General features: G+C 65.6%; 18 protein-coding genes. 6 read left to right on the top strand and 12 right to left on the bottom strand.

Features of this window, described 5'->3' with window-relative positions; all coding sequences use genetic code 11:
• Positions 1-5: 5 nt before the first annotated feature.
• From AAHS21_RS09420 to AAHS21_RS09405, 4 genes are all read right to left on the bottom strand, one after another.
• Positions 6-305, bottom strand: coding sequence for a hypothetical protein (locus tag AAHS21_RS09420; protein ID WP_342927402.1), 300 nt, complete (start codon positions 303-305; stop codon positions 6-8).
• Positions 306-372: 67 nt separating this feature from the next.
• On the bottom strand, positions 373-1,428 hold the full coding sequence (dmpG, locus tag AAHS21_RS09415) for a 4-hydroxy-2-oxovalerate aldolase (RefSeq protein WP_342927401.1): 1,056 nt from the start codon (positions 1,426-1,428) through the stop codon (positions 373-375).
• Positions 1,429-1,479: 51 nt separating this feature from the next.
• Positions 1,480-2,394, bottom strand: coding sequence for an acetaldehyde dehydrogenase (acetylating) (locus AAHS21_RS09410; protein ID WP_342927400.1), 915 nt, complete (start codon positions 2,392-2,394; stop codon positions 1,480-1,482).
• Between the two features lie 60 nt (positions 2,395-2,454).
• On the bottom strand, positions 2,455-3,240 hold the full coding sequence (locus tag AAHS21_RS09405) for a 2-keto-4-pentenoate hydratase (RefSeq protein WP_342927399.1): 786 nt from the start codon (positions 3,238-3,240) through the stop codon (positions 2,455-2,457).
• Between the two features lie 72 nt (positions 3,241-3,312).
• Between AAHS21_RS09405 and kstD the strand changes: the two genes are divergently transcribed.
• Together kstD and AAHS21_RS09395 are read left to right on the top strand one after the other, a co-directional pair.
• Positions 3,313-4,995 carry a 3-oxosteroid 1-dehydrogenase gene (gene kstD, locus AAHS21_RS09400; protein WP_342927398.1) on the top strand — a complete coding sequence of 561 codons (1,683 nt, stop codon included), beginning with the start codon at positions 3,313-3,315 and terminating at the stop codon, positions 4,993-4,995.
• Position 4,996: 1 nt separating this feature from the next.
• Complete coding sequence (locus AAHS21_RS09395) at positions 4,997-5,857, top strand: MaoC/PaaZ C-terminal domain-containing protein (protein WP_342927397.1); 861 nt, start codon at positions 4,997-4,999, stop codon at positions 5,855-5,857.
• A gap of 74 nt (positions 5,858-5,931) precedes the next feature.
• On the opposite strand, the gene AAHS21_RS09390 is transcribed toward AAHS21_RS09395, so the two are convergent.
• The 7 genes from AAHS21_RS09390 to AAHS21_RS09360 form a co-directional block, all read right to left on the bottom strand.
• A complete protein-coding gene (locus tag AAHS21_RS09390) occupies positions 5,932-6,771 on the bottom strand; it encodes a hypothetical protein (protein WP_342927396.1) in 840 nt (279 codons plus the stop codon).
• Positions 6,772-6,881: 110 nt separating this feature from the next.
• Entirely contained in the window at positions 6,882-8,051 is a 1,170-nt protein-coding gene (locus tag AAHS21_RS09385) for a lipid-transfer protein (protein ID WP_096290285.1), read from the bottom strand.
• Entirely contained in the window at positions 8,051-8,452 is a 402-nt protein-coding gene (locus AAHS21_RS09380) for a MaoC family dehydratase (protein WP_342927395.1), read from the bottom strand. Before AAHS21_RS09380 ends, AAHS21_RS09385 begins: the two co-directional genes overlap by 1 nt.
• Positions 8,449-9,405, bottom strand: coding sequence for a bifunctional MaoC family dehydratase N-terminal/OB-fold nucleic acid binding domain-containing protein (locus AAHS21_RS09375; RefSeq protein ID WP_342927394.1), 957 nt, complete (start codon positions 9,403-9,405; stop codon positions 8,449-8,451). The genes AAHS21_RS09380 and AAHS21_RS09375 overlap by 4 nt, the downstream gene beginning before the upstream one ends.
• On the bottom strand, positions 9,402-10,565 hold the full coding sequence (gene fadE29, locus AAHS21_RS09370; protein WP_342927393.1) for an acyl-CoA dehydrogenase FadE29: 1,164 nt from the start codon (positions 10,563-10,565) through the stop codon (positions 9,402-9,404). Before fadE29 ends, AAHS21_RS09375 begins: the two co-directional genes overlap by 4 nt.
• Positions 10,556-11,569, bottom strand: coding sequence for an acyl-CoA dehydrogenase family protein (locus AAHS21_RS09365; protein WP_342927392.1), 1,014 nt, complete (start codon positions 11,567-11,569; stop codon positions 10,556-10,558). The genes fadE29 and AAHS21_RS09365 overlap by 10 nt, the downstream gene beginning before the upstream one ends.
• Positions 11,569-12,819 (bottom strand): cytochrome P450, encoded by a 1,251-nt coding sequence (locus AAHS21_RS09360; protein WP_342927391.1) that lies wholly within the window; start codon positions 12,817-12,819, stop codon positions 11,569-11,571. Before AAHS21_RS09360 ends, AAHS21_RS09365 begins: the two co-directional genes overlap by 1 nt.
• A gap of 121 nt (positions 12,820-12,940) precedes the next feature.
• On the opposite strand from AAHS21_RS09360, the gene AAHS21_RS09355 reads away from it, so the two are divergent.
• The 4 genes from AAHS21_RS09355 to AAHS21_RS09340 all read left to right on the top strand — a co-directional run bounded on the left by AAHS21_RS09355 (position 12,941) and on the right by AAHS21_RS09340 (position 17,211).
• Complete coding sequence (locus AAHS21_RS09355; protein ID WP_342927390.1) at positions 12,941-14,104, top strand: steroid 3-ketoacyl-CoA thiolase; 1,164 nt, start codon at positions 12,941-12,943, stop codon at positions 14,102-14,104.
• 8 nt (positions 14,105-14,112) lie between these two features.
• Positions 14,113-14,511, top strand: coding sequence for a hypothetical protein (locus tag AAHS21_RS09350; RefSeq protein ID WP_342927389.1), 399 nt, complete (start codon positions 14,113-14,115; stop codon positions 14,509-14,511).
• A gap of 10 nt (positions 14,512-14,521) precedes the next feature.
• The gene (locus AAHS21_RS09345; RefSeq protein ID WP_342927388.1) at positions 14,522-14,968 is read left to right on the top strand and encodes a nitroreductase family deazaflavin-dependent oxidoreductase; all 447 of its coding nucleotides are present in this window, start codon (positions 14,522-14,524) and stop codon (positions 14,966-14,968) included.
• A 161-nt stretch (positions 14,969-15,129) separates the two neighbouring features.
• On the top strand, positions 15,130-17,211 hold the full coding sequence (locus AAHS21_RS09340) for an MDR family MFS transporter (RefSeq protein WP_342927387.1): 2,082 nt from the start codon (positions 15,130-15,132) through the stop codon (positions 17,209-17,211).
• On the opposite strand, the gene AAHS21_RS09335 is transcribed toward AAHS21_RS09340, so the two are convergent.
• Entirely contained in the window at positions 17,201-18,076 is an 876-nt protein-coding gene (locus AAHS21_RS09335; RefSeq protein WP_342927386.1) for a sulfotransferase domain-containing protein, read from the bottom strand. The genes AAHS21_RS09340 and AAHS21_RS09335 overlap by 11 nt on opposite strands.
• Positions 18,077-18,137: the final 61 nt, after the last annotated feature.

Below are 18,137 nucleotides of genomic sequence, written 5' to 3'. Positions count from 1 at the left end.
GGGCGCTACGAGGTGCACTGCTGGGACAGGTTGATCAGGCGCTGGCGGACATCCGGATGCCGATTCAGGTAGTCGATCACGTTGGGGCCACCGCCCTCGGCCTGAGACTTGGCGGACAGCGTCGCCTTCACGTCGGGATGCCGCGACAGGTACGCGTCGATGGATTGGCCCACGGTCTGATTGCATGGATCCGCGCTTGCGACCGGCAGCGCGATCACGGTGGCAGCGGTTGCGGTGAGTAGCCCCCCGGCGAGCAGGCCGTACAGTCCGCGGCGCCGCAGGCCGCGTGTGGTGGATGTGCTCATGCGCGCCACGCTACCTACACCAGCTGTGCCCCGGCTGTGCCCGAGCTTTGTTGCGAAAGCAGCGGACTCAGCGCGCCACCGCGGTCCCGCTTTCTTGCTCGCGCTTGATCTCCAGCGCGATGTCGATGAGTTGGTCTTCTTGGCCGCCGATCAGTTTGCGCTGGCCGGCCCGGTGCAGCAGTTCGTGGGCCGGGACGCCGTAGCGCTCGCCTTGGCGGACTGCGTGTTTGAGGAAGCTGGAGTAGACCCCGGAGTAGCCCATGATCAGTGCGTTGCGGTCGAGCAGGCATTCGGCGGGCATGGCCGGGCGGACCACGTCTTCGGCGGCGTCGGCGATGTCGAAGAAGTCGATGCCGGTCTTGACGCCGATCTTGTCGAACACCCCGATCAGGGCCTCGACGGGCGCGTTGCCCGCGCCCGCGCCGAAGCGGCGTACGCTGCCGTCGATCTGTTTGGCGCCGGCGCGTACGGCTTCCACCGAGTTGGCCACGCCGAGCCCGAGGTTCTCGTGGCCGTGGAAGCCGACCTGAGCGTCGTCGCCGAGCTCGGCGACCAGCGCGGACACCCGCTCAGCCACCCCGTCGAGCACCAGGGCGCCCGCGGAGTCCACGACGTAGACGCATTGGCAGCCGGCATCGGCCATGATGCGGGCCTGGGCGGCCAGCTTCTCCGGGGTGATGGTGTGGGCCATCATCAGGAAGCCGACGGTTTCCAGGCCGAGTTCGCGGGCCAGCCCGAAGTGCTGGATCGACACGTCGGCCTCGGTGCAGTGGGTGGCGATGCGACAGATCGACCCGCCGTTGTTCTGGGCCTCCTTGATGTCCTCTTTGGTGCCCACCCCCGGCAGCATCAAGAACGCGATCTTGGCTTCGGTGGCCGTCTCGGCGGCCAGTTTGATCAGCTCTTGCTCGGGGGTTTTGGAGAAGCCGTAGTTGAACGACGAGCCGCCCAGCCCGTCGCCGTGGGTCACCTCGATCACCGGCACCCCGGCCGCATCCAGGGCCGACACGATCGCCTGGACTTCATCCTTGGTGAACTGGTGACGTTTGTGGTGGGAGCCGTCACGCAGCGAGGTGTCGGTCATCCGCACGTCCCACACCGGGTTGAAGAAAACTTCACTCATGGCGCCACTCCTTCGCATCGCTGCGCTCTGCATCGTCGACGGCGCGGGTACTCATGCTTGTGCTCCTGTGACCGCGAGAGTCTCCTTGGCGATCTCTTCGCCGACTTTGGTGGCCGCCGCGGTCATGATGTCGAGATTTCCGGCGTAGGGCGGCAGGTAGTCGCCGGCACCCTCGACCTCGACGAAGGTCGTGACCACGTGGTGGCCGCCGTTGACCACCGAGGGCTCGTCGAACTGCGGCTCGTTGAGCAGCCGGTATCCGGGAACGTAGGTCTGCACCTCGGCGACCACGTCGTGGATGGACTGGGCGATCGCGTCGCGGTCGGCGTCGGCGGGGATCGCGCAGAAGATGGTGTCGCGCATGATCATCGGCGGATCGGCCGGGTTCAAGATGATGATCGCCTTGCCACGCTGGGCTCCGCCGATGGTCTCGACGCCCTTGCTGGTGGTCTTGGTGAACTCGTCGATGTTGGCCCGAGTGCCCGGCCCTGCGGACACCGAGGACACCGACGCCACGATCTCGGCGTAGGGCACCGTCACCACACGCGAGACCGCGTAGACGATCGGAATGGTGGCCTGCCCGCCGCAGGTGATCATGTTGACATTCGGCGCATCCAGATGCGCGCGCAGATTCGCCGGCGGAATCACCGCCGGACCCACCGCGGCCGGCGTCAGGTCAATGGCCCGGATCCCGGCGGCCTCATACTTGGGCGCCGCGTCCCGGTGCACGTAGGCGCTGGTGGCCTCGAACACCAGGTCGGGTTTCTCGGACTGGGCCAGCAGCCAGTCCACCCCCTCGTGGGTGGTCTCCAAACCCAACGTGCGGGCCCGCGCCAAACCCTCACTGGCCGGGTCGATGCCCACCATCCAGCGCGGCTCCAGCCAGTCCGATCGCAGGAGCTTGTAGAGCAAGTCGGTGCTGATATTTCCCGACCCGACAATTGCCACGCTTGCCTTAGACGGCATGATGCTGCCTTTCGCTGCTCTTTCAGGCGTTAAATCAACTGATTCAAAACTAATCCGAGCCTATTCAAACGACAAATGGACTGAGCCGAGACCGGTGAATTCGGCGACGAAGTCGTCACCGGGGCGGGCATCGATCGCCTTCGTGCAGGAACCCGGAAGCACGACGTCACCTTGACGCAGCCGTACCCCAAAGCTTTCCACCTTGCGGGCCAGCCAGGCCACCGCCGTCACCGGATTGCCCAGCACGGCATCGCTGCGGCCCTCGGCGATCACCTCACCGTTGCGGGTCAGCACCGCGTCGATCGTCTTGACGTCGATGTCAGCGGGCGACACCCGGGCCTTGCCCAGCACGTAACCAGCCGACGAGGCGTTGTCGGCAATCGTGTCGCACAACGCGATCTTCCAGTCGGTGATCCGGGTATCGATCAACTCGATCGAGGGCACCAGGGCCTCGGTGGCCGCCAACACATCCTCCTCGGTACACCCGGCACCCGGCAGGTCCTCGGCCAGGATGAAACCGACTTCCACCTCCACCCGCGGATAGAGGAAGCGGTCCGCCTTGACCGGGACGTCCTCGAACACCTGCATCTCATCGAGCAGATGACCATAATCCGGCTCGTCGACACCCATCATCTGCTGCATCGCCTTGCTGGACAAACCGACCTTGTGACCCAGCACCCGCGCACCCTCGGCGACTCGCTGGCGGATGTTGATCAGCTGGATCTCGTAGGCGTCGACGACGTCGATGTCGGGGTGCGCAGACGTCAACGGAGCAATCGGAACCCGGCTGCGCTCGGCCTGCGCCAACTCGGCTGCCAGTTCGTCGCGGGTGGCAACACTGAGCATTTACCGAAGTCCCCTCGTCCGTTTGACCGGGCCGGTAGCGGCCAGCCCGGGCAATTCTATAACGTGTTCTACATGACAGCGCAGGAGTACGACGTCGTCGTGGTCGGAAGCGGCGGAGCCGGCATGGTGGCTGCCCTCGCCGCCGCGCACCGAGGTCTTTCGACATTAGTCATCGAGAAGGCCCCGCATTTCGGCGGCTCCACCGCACGCTCGGGGGGCGGCGTCTGGATCCCGAACAACGAGGTCCTCAAGCGCGACGGCGTCCGTGACACACCCGAGGCTGCCCGCACCTACCTGCACGGAATCGTCGGCAACGTGGTCGAGCCGGAGCGCATCGACACCTACCTGCAGCGCGGTCCCGAGATGCTGTCGTTCGTGCTCAAGAACACGCCGCTGAAGATGTGCTGGGTGCCGAAGTACTCGGACTACTACCCCGAGGCACCCGGCGGCCGGGCGGAGGGGCGCTCGATCGAGCCCAAGCCGTTCGACGCGCGCAAGCTCGGTGAAGACGAAGCCGGGCTCGAGCCCGCTTATGGCAAGGTGCCCCTCAATGTGGTTGTGATGCAGCAGGATTACGTGCGGCTGAACATGCTGAAGCGACACCCGCGGGGGGTGCTGCGCAGCTTGAAGGTCGGGGCGCGCACCATGTGGGCGAAGTCGACCGGTAAGAACCTGGTCGGCATGGGCCGGGCCCTGATCGCGCCCTTGCGGATCGGGTTGCAGCGGGCCGGGGTCCCGGTGCAGCTGAACACCGCTTTGACCGATCTGTACGTCGAGGACGGCGTGGTGCGCGGAGTGTATGTGCGCGCCACGGGTTCGGCGGAATCCGCTGATCCGCAGCTGATCCGGGCGCGGCGCGGCGTGATTCTGGCCAGCGGTGGCTTCGAGCACAACGAGCAGATGCGGGTGAAGTACCAGCGTGCACCCATCACCACCGAGTGGACGGTCGGCGCCAAAGCCAACACCGGTGACGGCATTATCGCGGGCGAAAAGCTCGGCGCTGCACTGGATATCATGGAAGACGCCTGGTGGGGCCCGACGGTTCCGCTGGTGGGCGCGCCGTGGTTCGCGTTGTCGGAGCGCAACTCGCCGGGGTCGATCATCGTCAACATGTCCGGCAAGCGGTTCATGAACGAGTCGATGCCCTACGTCGAGGCCTGCCACCACATGTACGGCGGAGAATTCGGCCAGGGCCCCGGGCCGGGCGAGAACATTCCCGCCTGGCTGGTGTTCGACCAGCAGTACCGGGACCGTTACATCTTCGCGGGACTGCAGCCCGGACAACGCATTCCGACCAAGTGGATGGAATCCGGCGTCATCATCAAGGCCGACACACTCGAAGAGCTGGCCGAGAAGGCGGGCTTACCCGTCGCCGAGTTCACCGCGACCGTGGCGCGGTTCAACGGCTTTGCCCGCTCCGGAGTCGACGAAGACTTCCGCCGCGGTGAGAGCGCCTACGACAAGTACTACGGCGACCCCACCAACAAACCCAACCCGAACCTCGGTGAGCTCACCCACGCGCCGTATTACGCCGCCAAGATGGTCCCCGGCGATCTGGGCACCAAGGGCGGCATCCGCACCGATGTCCACGGCCGCGCGCTGCGCGACGACGGCAGCATCATCGACGGCCTCTACGCGGCGGGCAATGTCAGCGCACCGGTCATGGGGCACACCTATCCGGGTCCGGGCGGCACCATCGGGCCGGCGATGACCTTCGGGTACCTCGCCGCGCTGCACATCGCAGGAGAGAACTGACATGCCGATCGACGTAGAGGTCGCGCTGGCCGCCGAGCTGGAGCCCATCGAATTCTCTTGGTCCAGTAGCGATATCCAGCTCTACCACCTGGGGCTGGGTGCGGGTAAAGATCCGATGGATCCGCGCGAGCTGCGCTACCTGGTCGACGACACCCCCCAGGTCCTGCCGACGTTCGGCAATGTCGCGGCATCGTTCCACATGACCAAGCCGCCGACGGTGCAGTTCCCCGGCATCGACATCGAGCTGAGCAAGGTGCTGCACGCCAGCGAGCGCATCGAGGTGCCCGGACCGCTGCCGCCGTCGGGTTCGGCCACGGCCGTCACCCGGTTCACCGATATCTGGGACAAGGGCAAGGCCGCGGTGATCTGGAGCGAGACGACGGCAACCGCGCCCGACGGCGCCGTGCTGTGGACGCAGCGGCGGTCGATCTTCGCCCGCGGTGAGGGCGGATTCGGCGGCGAGCGTGGGCCGTCGTCGTCGGACGGGGCGCCCGATCGGGCTCCGGACCTCGAGGTGGACCTGCCGATCCTGCCGCAGCAGGCGTTGCTGTACCGACTGTGCGGCGACCGCAATCCGCTGCATTCTGACCCCGAATTCGCTGCTGCCGCAGGCTTTCCCCAGCCGATCCTGCATGGCCTGTGCACCTACGGCATGACATGCAAGGCCATCACCGACGCATTGCTGGATGGCGATGCTGGTGCAGTGGCCGCGTACGGCGCACGGTTTGCCGGTGTCGCGTTTCCGGGCGAGACGCTCAAGGTCGGCATCTGGAAAGACGATGGCCGTTTCGTGGCCAGCGTGGTCGCGCCGGCCCGCGACAACGCCGTCGTGCTGTCCGGCGTCGAGCTCCTCCCGGCGTAGTTTCTGGGCTTCGTTGTCCTCGATCGCCGAGCGTGACGCTGCAGTCACTCTCGGGACCCAGCGTGACTGCACCGTCACGTTCGACGGGCGCGGGCCGCGCGGACCCGCTGGACTATTTCTGCCGGCCGGTCGCCGGCTACGACCCGGACCACGGTCCAACCGCGACTTTGCAATCTCTCTAGCCGCCTAATGTCCCAGCCGAATTGGGAGCGATCGCTGCGATGGTGATCACCGTCGTACTCGACGGCGACTTTGACGTCATCCCAGCCCATATCCAAATAGGCGATCGCTTTGCCGAATTCGTCGCGGACCGGAATTTGCGTCTGCGGCCGGGGTAAACCGGCCTTTACCAAAACAAGTCGCAGCCATGTCTCCTTCGGTGACTGCGCGCCGGGATCAACGAGGTCGAGCGAGACGCGAGCGCGCTCAAGACCCCGACGGCCCCGGTATCGAGCCGCGAGCAACTCCACGTCGGCCATCTTCACGTCAGTTGCCCGCGCCAACGCATCGATGGCCGCCACTGCCGCACTCGTGGGATGCCAGCAGGCAAGGTCGAGAGCGGTGCGAGCAGGCGTGGTTGCCGGTATCCCGTCGATCAGGTCGACTTCGTCACCGTCCAACTGATCGCCCCAGATCCGCAGGCCAGGCTGTGGGTGCCGGTTGTCATGGATGATGTCGACGGGCCGGCTCGCATCCACCCATTTGCTGCCATACAAAGCTGCCGCGGAGAAGCCGGCGATGATTCCACGACGCCGCGACCACAGCCAGGCGGACCGCGCGCGCACCGTGGGAGTCAACTCGGTACCTGGACTGACGTAGACGTCGCGGAATACGCGCGTGAAGTGACGCCGCAAGTCGTTGTGTGTCACCGCGCCCGCGGCCACTGCCTCGCTGCCGATGAATGGTTCCCCCATGGCGGCAGTGTGCCAGCTGTCGCCGACACGCACTCGAACGTGACGCTGCAGTCACAGTCGAGGCCGAACGTGACTGCAACTTCACGCTCGGCGCAAGCAGGAGCAGCGAGCTAGCCGAGGATCAGGCCGGAGGTGGGCACACCTGTTCCGGCGGTGACGAGTACGTGCTCGACGTCGGGCACCGGGTTCACCGATGTGCCCCGCAGCTGCCGCACACCCTCCGCGATGCCGTTCATGCCGTGGATGTAGGCCTCGCCGAGTTGGCCGCCGTGGGTGTTGATCGGCAATCGCCCACCCATCTCGACCGCCCCGTTGGCGATGAAGTCCTTGGCCTCGCCGCGACCACAAAACCCCAACTCCTCCAACTGAATCAGCGTGAAGGGCGTGAAGTGGTCATAGAGGATCGCGGTCTGGATGTCGGTCGGCTTGAGACCGGACTGCTGCCACATCTGCTGACCGACCAACCCCATCTCGGGGAGACCCAATTCGGGGCGGTAGTAGCTGACCATCGTGTACTGGTCGGGGCTGGACCCCTGAGCCGCGGCCTCGATGATCGCCGGTCGCTGCTTGAGGTCCTTCGCCCGCTCCGGCGACGTCACCACAATTGCGACGGCTCCGTCGGTCTCCTGGCAGCAGTCCAGCAGCCGCAGCGGTTCGGCGATCCACCGCGAATTCTGGTGATCCTCAATGGTAATCGGCTTTTCGTAAAAGTACGCCTTGGGGTTCTTGGCGGCGTGCTTGCGGTCGGCCACCGAGATCGCACCGAAGTCGCGGCTGGTCGCCCCGGACCAGTGCATGTACCGCTGGGCGATCATCGCGACCTGCGCCGCCGGCGTCGACAACCCATGCGGATACGAGAACGAGTTGTCGGCAGCGGTCGAATCAGCCTGCACACCAGCATTTCCCACCAGTCTGGTCTGCACCTGGCCGAATCGCATGCCAGAGCGTTCGTTGAACGCGCGGTAGGCGACGACGACGTCGGCCACACCGGTCGCCACGGCCATCGCCGCATGCAGGATGGTCCCGCACGCCGCGCCCCCGCCATAACCGGTCTGGGCGAAGAATTTCAGGTCACCGATGCCGGTCGCGCGCGCCACCGCGGTCTCGTTGTTGGTGTCCATCGTGAAGGTGGTCAACCCGTCGACGTCGGACGGGCTCAGCCCCGCGTCGTCCAACGCATCCAGAACCGCCTCGGCCGCCAGCCTCAGCTCACTGCGGCCGGAGTCCTTGGAGAAGTCGGTGGCACCTATGCCGACGATCGCAGCCTTACCCGACAACATCAGGCACCCCCGATCGTGAGCGTCACGGTCGCGATGACGTGGTCACCAAGACTGTTGCGGCCGAACACCTTCAACGTGATCAGGCCGTCTTCGACGGCGGTCACCTCACCGGAAAAGGTAACAGTGTCGTAGGCATACCACGGCACTCCAAGGCGCAGCCCGATCGATTTGATCAGCGCCGTCGGTCCCGCCCAGTCGGTGACGTAACGCTGCACCAGCCCCGTGTCGGTCAGGATGTTGACGAAGATGTCCTTGGAACCTTTGGCCTGCGCCAGGTCCCGGTCATGGTGCACATCCTGAAAGTCCCTGGTGGCCAGCGCCGTTGAGATGATGAAGGTGGGGGTGCCTTCGAGCTTGAGTTCGGGCAGGACGGTGCCCACTTCCACAACAGGTGCGCTCATGCGTCCGGCTCCCAGGCGTACAGGCTCCAGGCCGGGCCGGACTCACCGGCCGGGAAGTCGATATAGGTTGCGCGAACCGGCATTCCGATCTTGATCGCGGCATGGTCGACCCCGCGCAGCTCGCCGAGCATACGAACGCCCTCTTCCAGTTCGACCAGCGCGATCACGAAGGGCGGCGTGCGACCCGGCACCTTCGGCGCGTGGTGCACCACGTAGCTGTACAACGTGCCCCGACCGCTGGCCACCACGAAGTCGATGGGGTCGGCTTTGTCCTGCCACACGGCCGGCACCGGCGGGTGCTGCAGCCTACCGTCGGGCCGCCGCTGGATGCGCAACTCGTGGGCTTTGACGCCCTCCCAGAAGAAGGCGGTGTCACGCGACATCGCCGGACGCATCATGACATCGGCGTCCAGGTCGGCAGGGACGGAGGCGGCATCGGCAGCCGCATCCTCGCGAGGTTTGAATTTTAGTATGCGCCAAGCCATCTCGGCGACGTCTTCGTCACCCACTCGCCAGGTGATGTGCTGGTTGATGAACCAGCCCTCACCGAGCCCGGTCTGCTTAGGTCCGACGACATCACGCATCTCGGAATGGATCGTGACCTGCTCACCGGGACGTAGATACCGGTGATAGGTCTGCTCGCAGTTGGTCGCAACCACGCCGATGTAGCCGGCGTCATCGAACAGCTGCATGATCGGGCCCATGGGGTCGTCGGTCGGGCGCTCCCCACCCTGGCCGAACATCGTCCACACCTGAATCATGGCCGGTGGAGCCACGATTCCCGGATGACCTGCCGCCTTGGCGGCGGCCTCGTCGACATAGATCGGGTTCGCGTCGCCGAGGGCCTCGACCCAGTTATTGATGATCGGCTGGTTCACCGGATCCCGGGCGTCGCGTGGCGCGGCCACGACGGTGGCGGTGATCTCCGCGACCGCTTCCTTGATATCGATCATCGAGGCACCCTCGGCACTTTGAGGCCGGCCGCCGCGATCATCTCGCGCATCACCTCGTTCACGCCTCCACCGAAGGTAATCACCAAATTGCGCTTGGTCTGCGAGTCGAGCCATTCGAGCAGCTCGGCGGTGTCCGGCTCGGCCGGGTTACCGTATTTCCCGACGATCTCCTCGGCCAGTCGACCGATACGCTGAATACTCTCGGTACCAAAAACTTTCGTCGACGCGGCGTCCGCGACGTTGATGTCCTCGCCGGCGGCGGCCACCTGCCAGTTGAGCAGCTCGTTGACCCGCCACATCGAGTAGATCTCGCCGAGCGCGCGCTTGACGTCGTCGTGGTCGATCGGTGTGACTCCGTCGCCGCCCGGCTTGGACGCCCAGGCATGCAGCCGGTCGTAGATGCCGGCGGTGCGTCCGGCCGGACCCAGCATCACCCGTTCGTTGTTGAGCTGCGTGGTGATCAGCCGCCAGCCGCCGTTCTCCTCGCCGACGAGCATGTCGGCCGGCACCCTTACGTCGTTGTAGTACGTCGCATTGGTGTGGTGGGCGCCGTCGGAGAGGATGACCGGCGTCCAGGAGAAGCCGGGATCCTTGGTGTCGACGATCAGGATCGAAATACCCTTGTGCTTGACGGCTTCCGGGTCGGTGCGGCAGGCCAGCCAGATGTAATCGGCGTCGTGCCCACCGGTGGTCCACATCTTCTGGCCGTTGACGATGTACTCGTCGCCCTGGCGCACGGCCGACGTCCGCAGCGATGCCAGGTCGGTTCCCGCCTCCGGTTCGCTGTAGCCGATCGCGAAGTGCACCTCACCGGCGAGGATCGCCGGCAGGAACTTCTTCTTCTGCAACTCGCTGCCGTACTGCTGCAGGGTCGGGCCGACCGTCTGCAGCGTCACCGCGGGCAGCGGCACGTCGGCGCGATGCGCCTCGTTGACGAAGATCGACTGCTCGATCGGGCCGAAGCCCAAGCCGCCGAACTCTTTTGGCCAACCGACCCCGAGCTTGCCGTCCTGGCCCATCCGCCGGATCACCGCGCGATAGGCCTCGTTGTGCCGGTCGGACTCCATCGCCTTCGCCTCTTCGGGCGTAATCAGATTCGAGAAGTATTCGCGGAGCTCCGCTTGCAGCGCACGCTGCTCGGGAGTCAGGTCTATGAACATTGCGCTCCCACCAGATCGAGGCGATGAGATGGCCCGCCCAGCAGGCGGGTCAGGTCTTTGATCGTGGAGTAGTACCGGTGCATCGGATAAGTGATGTCCATCCCCATGCCCCCATGCAGATGATGGCAGGTCTGCATCACCGGCGGAGCCTGCGACGCGATCCAGTACCCGAGCACATCGAGATCGTCGTCGGCATCACGGCCTTCGGACAGCCGCCACACCACCGACTTCGCGGCCAAACCAATGGTGCGCGAAGCGATGTAGACCTGGGCCAACTGCGCGGCCACGGTTTGGAAGGTCGACAGCGGCTTGCCGAACTGCTTGCGCCCGGCCACGTAGTCGGCGGTCAGCCGCAGTGCACCGGCCACCAGGCCGTCGGTGAAGGCGCCGATCGCCGCGAGCGCCAGCTCGTTGATCCGGCGCGCGGTGGCGCCGTCGAGAACGTCGGTGTCGGGAATCGCGACTGCGGCGAAGGTCACCGTGTACTCGTCGGAACCATTTGACGTCGGGGTACGAACCAGCTCCACCCCGTCGGCCTTCGGCGACACCACGACCACCGCACTGTCGGCGGTCACGATAATCCAATCCGCTTGTTGGGCATATGCCACAGCGACTTTGGTGCCCGACAACCGCCCGTCGGCGAATGTGGTGGCGGGCCGGTCGGGCAGCGCCGAGCCCGGCTCGTTGAGCGCCGCGGTCAGCACTGCTCCCCTGGCGACACCGGCCAGGAACCGTTCCTGCTGTGCTTCGGAGGCCAGATCCACCAGCGGCACCACGCCAAAGCCCAGCGTGGCCAATGCCGGCGTGATGGCGCCGTGCCGGCCGACCTCGGTCAGCACCGTGGCGACCTCGGCCAGACCTACGCCGTCACCGCCCAGCCGCTCCGGCACCGGCAGCGCCGTCACACCACCGCGCACCAAAGCGTCCCAGCCCAAATCTTTTTGAAGGACCGACGTAGCCACGTCGGCGACAGCCTGCTGCGTTGCAGTGAGATCGAAGTCCATCAGTTGGCAACCGCGCTCTTTCCGGTGTAGTCGACCTGCCAGTGCTTGATGCCGTTGAGCCAACCCGACCGTAGCCGCTCGGGTTCCGAAAGCGGCTTCAGGTCCGGCATGTGGTCGGCGACCGCGTTGAAGATCAGGTTGATGGTCATCCGGGCCAGGTTCGCGCCGATGCAGTAGTGCGCGCCGGTGCCACCAAAGCCGACGTGCGGATTCGGGTCGCGCAGGATGTTGAACGAGTGCGGGTCGTCGAACACGTCTTCGTCGAAGTTGGCCGAGCGGTAGGACATCACCGCTCGCTGCCCCTTCTTGATCAGCACACCACCCAGCTCGACGTCCTCGTTGGCGGTGCGCTGGAAGGCCGACACCGGGGTGGCCCACCGGATGATCTCGTCGGCGGTGGTCGACGGGCGCTCCTTCTTGAACAGCTCCCACTGATCCGGGTTGTTGGCCATCGCGATCATGCCGTGCGTGATCGAGTTACGAGTGGTCTCATTGCCCGCCACCGCGAGCATCACCACGAAGAAACCGAACTCGTCGTCGGAGAGCTTCTCGCCGTCGATGTCGGCCTGGACCAGCGTCGTAACGATGTCGTCGGTGGGGTTCTCGTTGCGCTCGGCCGCCATCGCCATCGCGTACGTGATCAGTTCCATCGAGGACTGCGCCGGGTCGACCGTCGCGTACTCGGGATCCGTTCCACCGGTCATCTCGTTGGACCAGCGGAACAGCTTGTCGCGGTCCTCCTGCGGAACGCCGAGCAGGCCTGCAATGGCCTGCAGCGGCAGCTCACACGAGACCTGTTCGACGAAGTCGCCGCTGCCCTCCGCGGCGGCGGTCTTGGCGATGTTCTCCGCGCGCTGGGCGAGCTCGGCTTCCAGCCGTCCGATCGCCCGGGGGGTGAACCCGCGGGAAATGATCTTGCGCAGCCGGGTGTGGTGCGGCGCGTCCATGTTCAGCATGACGCTGCGCTGCAGCTCCACCTGCTCACGCTTCATCTCCGGCGGCCACGTCGGGATCGCACCGTTCTGCCAGCTGGAAAAGACGTCACTGCGACGCGAGATCTCCTTGACGTCGGCGTGCTTGGTGACAATCCAGTAACCGTTGTCCTCGAAGCCGCCCGAACCGCCCGGGATGTCCACCCAGTGGATGGGCTCGGCCTTGCGTAGCTCGGCTAGCTCCGCAACCGGCAGCCCGGCCAGGTTGACGTCGGGGTCCAGAAAGTCGAAGTCTGCGGGAATGTTGGGGGGTGCCATGTGTATGCGCTCCTCAATTGCAACGTGTTCTAGTGCCAGTAAAACACGGCTCCTGCGCTGATAAAAGCCGCCCGGGCATCCTCGCTTGTCAGAGTAATGAAACGTGTTCTAGCCTGACGGAATGGGTAACCCTGTCATCGTCGAAGCCACACGTAGCCCCATCGGTAAGCGGAACGGGTGGCTGTCCGGTCTGCACGCCACCGAGTTACTGGGCGCCACGCAGAAGGCTCTCGTGGAGAAGGCCGGTATCGACGCCGGCGACGTCGAGCAGATCATCGGCGGCTGCGTCACGCAGTTCGGCGAGCAGTCCAACAACATCACCCGGGTGAGCTGGCTGGTTGCCGGGCTCCCGGAGCACGTAGGCGCTGCGACCGTGGATTGCCAGTGTGGCAGCGGCCAGCAGGCCAACGGCCTGATCGCGGGCCTGATCGCGGTGGGTGCCATCGACATCGGCATCGCCTGCGGCATCGAGGCGATGAGCCGAGTTGGGCTGGGCGCCAACGCCGGACCCGATCGCGGGATCCTTCGGCCGGCGTCGTGGGACATCGATTTGCCGGATCAGTTCACCGCCGCCGAGCGCATCGCCAAGCGTCGCGGCATCAGCCGCGAGGACATCGACCAGTTCGGCTTCGACTCGCAGCGCAAGGCCCAGCAAGCGTGGGCCGAAGGCCGATTCGACCGCGAGATCAGCGGCATCGAAGCGCCGGTGCTCGACGAGAACAAGCAGCCGACTAGCGACCGTCACGTCGTGACCAAGGACCAGGGCTTGCGCGAGACCACGCTGGAGGGCCTGGCCTCGCTGAAGCCGGTGATCGAGGGCGGGATCCACACAGCGGGTACGTCGTCGCAGATCTCCGACGGCGCGGCCGCGGTGCTGTGGATGGACGAGGACAAGGCCAAGGCACTGGGCCTGAAGCCGCGGGCCCGCATCATCAGCCAGGCGCTGGTCGGTGCCGAGCCGTACTACCACCTGGACGGACCGGTGCAGTCGACCGCCAAGGTGCTGGAGAAGGCCGGGATGAAGATGGGCGACATCGACATCACCGAGATTAACGAGGCCTTCGCCTCGGTCGTGCTGTCCTGGGCGCGGGTGCACAACCCCGATATGGACAAGGTGAACGTCAACGGCGGCGCGATCGCGTTGGGCCACCCCGTGGGCAGCACCGGCAGCCGGCTGATCACCACCGCGCTGCACGAACTGGAGCGCACCGATCAGACCACCGCGCTGATCACGATGTGCGCGGGCGGCGCGCTGTCCACCGGCACTATCATCGAGCGCATCTAGCACCAGAAGTGCTTGTCACAAAGCCGGTTTCGGAGAAGAACCGCATCGCCGCGGCGCAGGCATATATCGACGCCCTGGTCAGCCACGCCGGCGATGCGGTTCCTTTCGCGCCGGGGTGCACCCGCATCGAGCAGGGTTTCAAGAACGGCTTCTCCGGAAATCACCTGCGGCGCAGCCTCAATCGCGGACCGCAGTACCGGTTGCTTGCCGGGACAACGCCGCCGGACTATTCCATCGACGGTGACGAGGTGCGCGCCGAATACAACGTGCTGACCAAGGCGGCGTTCGGTGGACGCCGCGTCGGCGCACGGGTTGACGAGACGTTCGTGATCCCCGCCGAGACGCCCAGCGGGGAAGCAGAAATCCACCACATCAGGGTCCGGTTCCACCCGTTCATTCAGCGCTAGGGACTACAACATGGAAAAGCCCAAATCTCTCAACTCACCCGTCGTCAGCTTCTTCATCAAGTGGATGTCGAAGGGCAACACCTGGATCTACAAGCGCAGCAACGGAAGACTCGGCGGCGTCTTCCAGAAGGCGCCCGTCGCGCTGCTGACGACGACAGGTCGCAAGACCGGTGAGCCCCGGGTGAGCCCGCTGCTCTACCTGCGCGAGGGCAACCGCGTGATCCTGGTCGCGTCAAGGGGCGGTAGCGACAAGCACCCCATGTGGTATCTCAACCTCAAGGCCAATCCCAAAGTCTCGGTGCAGATTAAGGACGAAGTCCTGCAGTTGACGGCACGCGACGCCACCGAGACCGAGCGTGAAGAGTATTGGCCGAAGTTGGACGCCATGTACCCGTCGTTCGGTGACTACCGGTCGTGGACCGAGCGGGTGATCCCGATCGTCATCTGCGATCCGTAAACCTAGGCTCCCGTACACCGCGAGCGGCGGCCGGCCGACCGAGCCGCCCCGGCCGCATCCCTTCGCGTGATGGCCCGCAACAACAGGACACGACCGCGTCCAACTGCTAGAACGAACGTGGCGAACCCATGCGGGGCTCCGACATCGACGGGAGCACAGTGATGACGAGACCGGCCGCACCCACGACCTCCGATTCCGTACCGCTGCTCCCCTGCACGCCGACGATCAGCCCGGCGCGACGCGGCGTCCTTTTCGCGGCGCTGTCGCTCGGGGTGTTGATCGCGGCAATGGGCCAGGCGATGGTGGTGCCCGCATTGCCGACGATCGTGGAAGAGCTGGGCGGCTCCGGTCAGCAATCGTGGGCCGTTGCCGCCTATCTGCTCGGGGGCATCGTCGTCGTACCGGCGGCCGGCAAGCTCGGTGACCTGTTAGGCCGCAAGCGGGTGCTGGAAAGTGCCGTGGTGGTCTTCCTGATCGGCTCGGCGCTGTGCGCGTCCTCCGAAACAATGACCATGTTGGCACTGTCGCGCGTGGTGCAGGGTATCGGCGCGGGGGCGACGTCGGTGACCGCCGCGGCACTGGTCGGCGAGGTGTTCCCGATTCGGGACCGCGGCAGCTATCAGGGCATCCTCGGGGCGGTGTTCGGCGTCGCCACCGTCGCCGGCCCGTTGCTCGGCGGGTTCTTCACCGACTACCTGAACTGGCGGTGGGCGTTCTGGGTCAACGTGCCGAGCTCCATCGCGGTTCTCGCGGTAGCCACCGCGACCATCCCGGTGCTGCCCCGGCGCCCCAAACCGGCCATCGATTACGTCGGCATCGTGATAATCGCCCTGGCCACTACGGCTTTGATCATAGCCACGAGTTGGGGCGGAACCACCTACCCGTGGGGCTCGGCCCCGATCATCGCGCTGTTCAGCGGAGCCGCGCTGGCGCTGCTCGTCTTCGTCCGAGTGGAAAGCCGGGCCCCCGCAGGCATTCTGCCGCCCCGACTGTTTCGCAGCCCGGTGTTCTCGGTGTGTTCCCTGCTGTCGTTGTTGGTCGGATTCGCGTTGCTGGGCGCACTCACCTTCGTGCCGATGTACCTGCGCTACGTCGACGGCGCCTCGCCGACCATCTCGGGTCTGCGCACGCTGCCCATGGTGGTCGGGCTCCTGACCACCTCGCTGGCCGCGGGCACCCTGGTCGGGCGGACCGGCCGGTACAAGATCTTTCCGCTCGCCGGAACGGCATTGATGGCTGTCGGCTTCCTGCTGATGGCACGGATGGACGAGTCGACACCCTGGCCGGTGCAGTTCTGCTACCTCGTCATCCTGGGTGCCGGGATCGGCTTCTCCATGCAGGTGCTGATCCTGATCGTGCAGAGCACCTCCCGGTTCGAGGACCTGGGCCTGGCCACCTCGGGTGTCACGTTCTTCCGTTTGGTGGGTGGAGCTTTCGGCGCGGCGATATTCGGGGCGCTGTTCGCCAACTTTCTGAACCGGCGCTTGGGATCGACCCTGGCGTCCCGCGGCCTGCCGGCCGACGCCGTGCATTCGCCAGCCGCTCTGCATCGGCTTCCTCAGGACGTTGCGGCCTCGGTGGTCCGGGCATACGCCGGGTCATTGGGACAGATGTTTCTGTGCGCGGCCTTCATCGCGCTGGTGGGATTCGTCCTCGCGCTGTTTCTGCGCGAGGCGCCACTGAACGCGATCCACGACAGCCCCAGCTGCCTGGGAGACGGCTTCGCCGTGCCGAGAATCAAGACGCCCCAGGATGTTTTGGAGATCGCGGTCGGACGCCTGCTGGACGAGGCGCCTGAGCTGCCGCTGGGCGATCTCGCCGAACAGCCGGGTTGTCCGCTCGACGTCGCTGGGCTGTGGGCAGTGTTGCGGATTTACCAATACGAGCGATGGTTCCAGGCTGCCCGGCTCGCCGACATCGCCGCCCACCTGCACCTACCCCATCAAGTTCTCGAACCCCTCTTCGACCGCCTCGTCGAGGCCGGTTACGCGTCACGCGATGGCGACCGGCTTGTTCTGACCGCGAACGGACTGCGGCAGGTCGACTCCCTGGCCGGCCTGGTCCGGCGGCGGCTCGTCGAGCATCTGGCAGCGTCGTCCGGCTCCGTCGAACTGCCTAATGACGAAGAGTTCGACGCCGCCCTGCGACGCATCGCCGATGGCGTTCTGGTGCAACGAGATTGGGACGACGAGCTCGACGGGCTGGCGGTGTCCGGCAGCGCTACCGCGCCGGTCAGCCGGTGACGGAGAGTTCGCCTGTTTCCAGCCAGCCCGCGCACGGTGCGCCCAGCTCGTGCAACGCGACCTGGTCGAAGCGTGCGACTTGCGCCGCCGTCAGCTCGTCGCGGTAATCACGCTTGGGCCCCTTGGCGAAGAAGGCTTTGGCGCTGGACATGTGCGTCCCGTTGAACGGCGCCATCTTCTCCGCCCGGCCGCTCATATAGTCGAACGAGCACTGTTCGGCGATGACGTCGGTGCGCAGCGATGCGGGATCGATGCCCAAGAACGCCGCGATCCGGGCGATCTGACCGGGCAGGTCATCGGTGAGTTCGCGGTAGTGCAGGTGCAAGACGTTTGGCTCGCCGCGCAGCGTCCACCACGACCGCACGATGTCGAACAGGTCCGAACAGCCATAGCCGCCGGTGTCGAGCCACAGGTCGAAGAAGGCTTGCATATCCTCCGGAATCACCAACGGCACCGGACTACCCGACCACTGGGCGTAGATCTGATTGATTTTTGCCAGTGTCGACTCGGAGTAGTGATAGATCATGTTGTGAAAGCTGATCGCGGCGTCCTTGCCGTTTCGGCCGACGAACACGTACCGGGCCTCCCGGGCAAGAGGCAGCGCATCCGCGGGCAGGTGCGACTTGATGACTCGCCTGCTGCCCGCTTCCTGCTGTCGCTTGAGCACGTCGAGCATCCCAACGTGATCGCCCCAGCTGGATTCGAGCCAAGGTGAGGTGTCTGAAAGACTGCCTTCGGTCTCGTCCCCGTTATGCAATATCTGCTGGATTATCCGCTGGGTCCACGTGGTGCCGGCCTTGACTGGAGTGACGATGACGACGTCGCCGTCGACCAGGCCGCCCTGGGCCAGAAAATCATTCCACACCAAGGAATTATGCAAATAGTCCCGCACAACTCGAGTTGGGGCGATCAACGGTTTCGTCATC

It is taken from the genome of Mycobacterium sp. 050272 (assembly GCF_039023525.1).
Taxonomy (GTDB): domain Bacteria; phylum Actinomycetota; class Actinomycetes; order Mycobacteriales; family Mycobacteriaceae; genus Mycobacterium.
Note: the sequence above shows the minus strand (reverse complement) of the source record. Positions and strands in the feature narration are given on the sequence as shown.

Coding starts and splice junctions, on each gene's coding strand:
- AAHS21_RS09420 (WP_342927402.1), bottom strand. CDS start 305: ATGAGCACATCCACCACACGCGGCCTGCGGCGCCGCGGACTGTACGGC.
- dmpG (WP_342927401.1), bottom strand. CDS start 1,428: ATGAGTGAAGTTTTCTTCAACCCGGTGTGGGACGTGCGGATGACCGAC.
- AAHS21_RS09410 (WP_342927400.1), bottom strand. CDS start 2,394: ATGCCGTCTAAGGCAAGCGTGGCAATTGTCGGGTCGGGAAATATCAGC.
- AAHS21_RS09405 (WP_342927399.1), bottom strand. CDS start 3,240: ATGCTCAGTGTTGCCACCCGCGACGAACTGGCAGCCGAGTTGGCGCAG.
- kstD (WP_342927398.1), top strand. CDS start 3,313: ATGACAGCGCAGGAGTACGACGTCGTCGTGGTCGGAAGCGGCGGAGCC.
- AAHS21_RS09395 (WP_342927397.1), top strand. CDS start 4,997: ATGCCGATCGACGTAGAGGTCGCGCTGGCCGCCGAGCTGGAGCCCATC.
- AAHS21_RS09390 (WP_342927396.1), bottom strand. CDS start 6,771: ATGGGGGAACCATTCATCGGCAGCGAGGCAGTGGCCGCGGGCGCGGTG.
- AAHS21_RS09385 (WP_096290285.1), bottom strand. CDS start 8,051: ATGTTGTCGGGTAAGGCTGCGATCGTCGGCATAGGTGCCACCGACTTC.
- AAHS21_RS09380 (WP_342927395.1), bottom strand. CDS start 8,452: ATGAGCGCACCTGTTGTGGAAGTGGGCACCGTCCTGCCCGAACTCAAG.
- AAHS21_RS09375 (WP_342927394.1), bottom strand. CDS start 9,405: ATGATCGATATCAAGGAAGCGGTCGCGGAGATCACCGCCACCGTCGTG.
- fadE29 (WP_342927393.1), bottom strand. CDS start 10,565: ATGTTCATAGACCTGACTCCCGAGCAGCGTGCGCTGCAAGCGGAGCTC.
- AAHS21_RS09365 (WP_342927392.1), bottom strand. CDS start 11,569: ATGGACTTCGATCTCACTGCAACGCAGCAGGCTGTCGCCGACGTGGCT.
- AAHS21_RS09360 (WP_342927391.1), bottom strand. CDS start 12,819: ATGGCACCCCCCAACATTCCCGCAGACTTCGACTTTCTGGACCCCGAC.
- AAHS21_RS09355 (WP_342927390.1), top strand. CDS start 12,941: ATGGGTAACCCTGTCATCGTCGAAGCCACACGTAGCCCCATCGGTAAG.
- AAHS21_RS09345 (WP_342927388.1), top strand. CDS start 14,522: ATGGAAAAGCCCAAATCTCTCAACTCACCCGTCGTCAGCTTCTTCATC.
- AAHS21_RS09340 (WP_342927387.1), top strand. CDS start 15,130: ATGACGAGACCGGCCGCACCCACGACCTCCGATTCCGTACCGCTGCTC.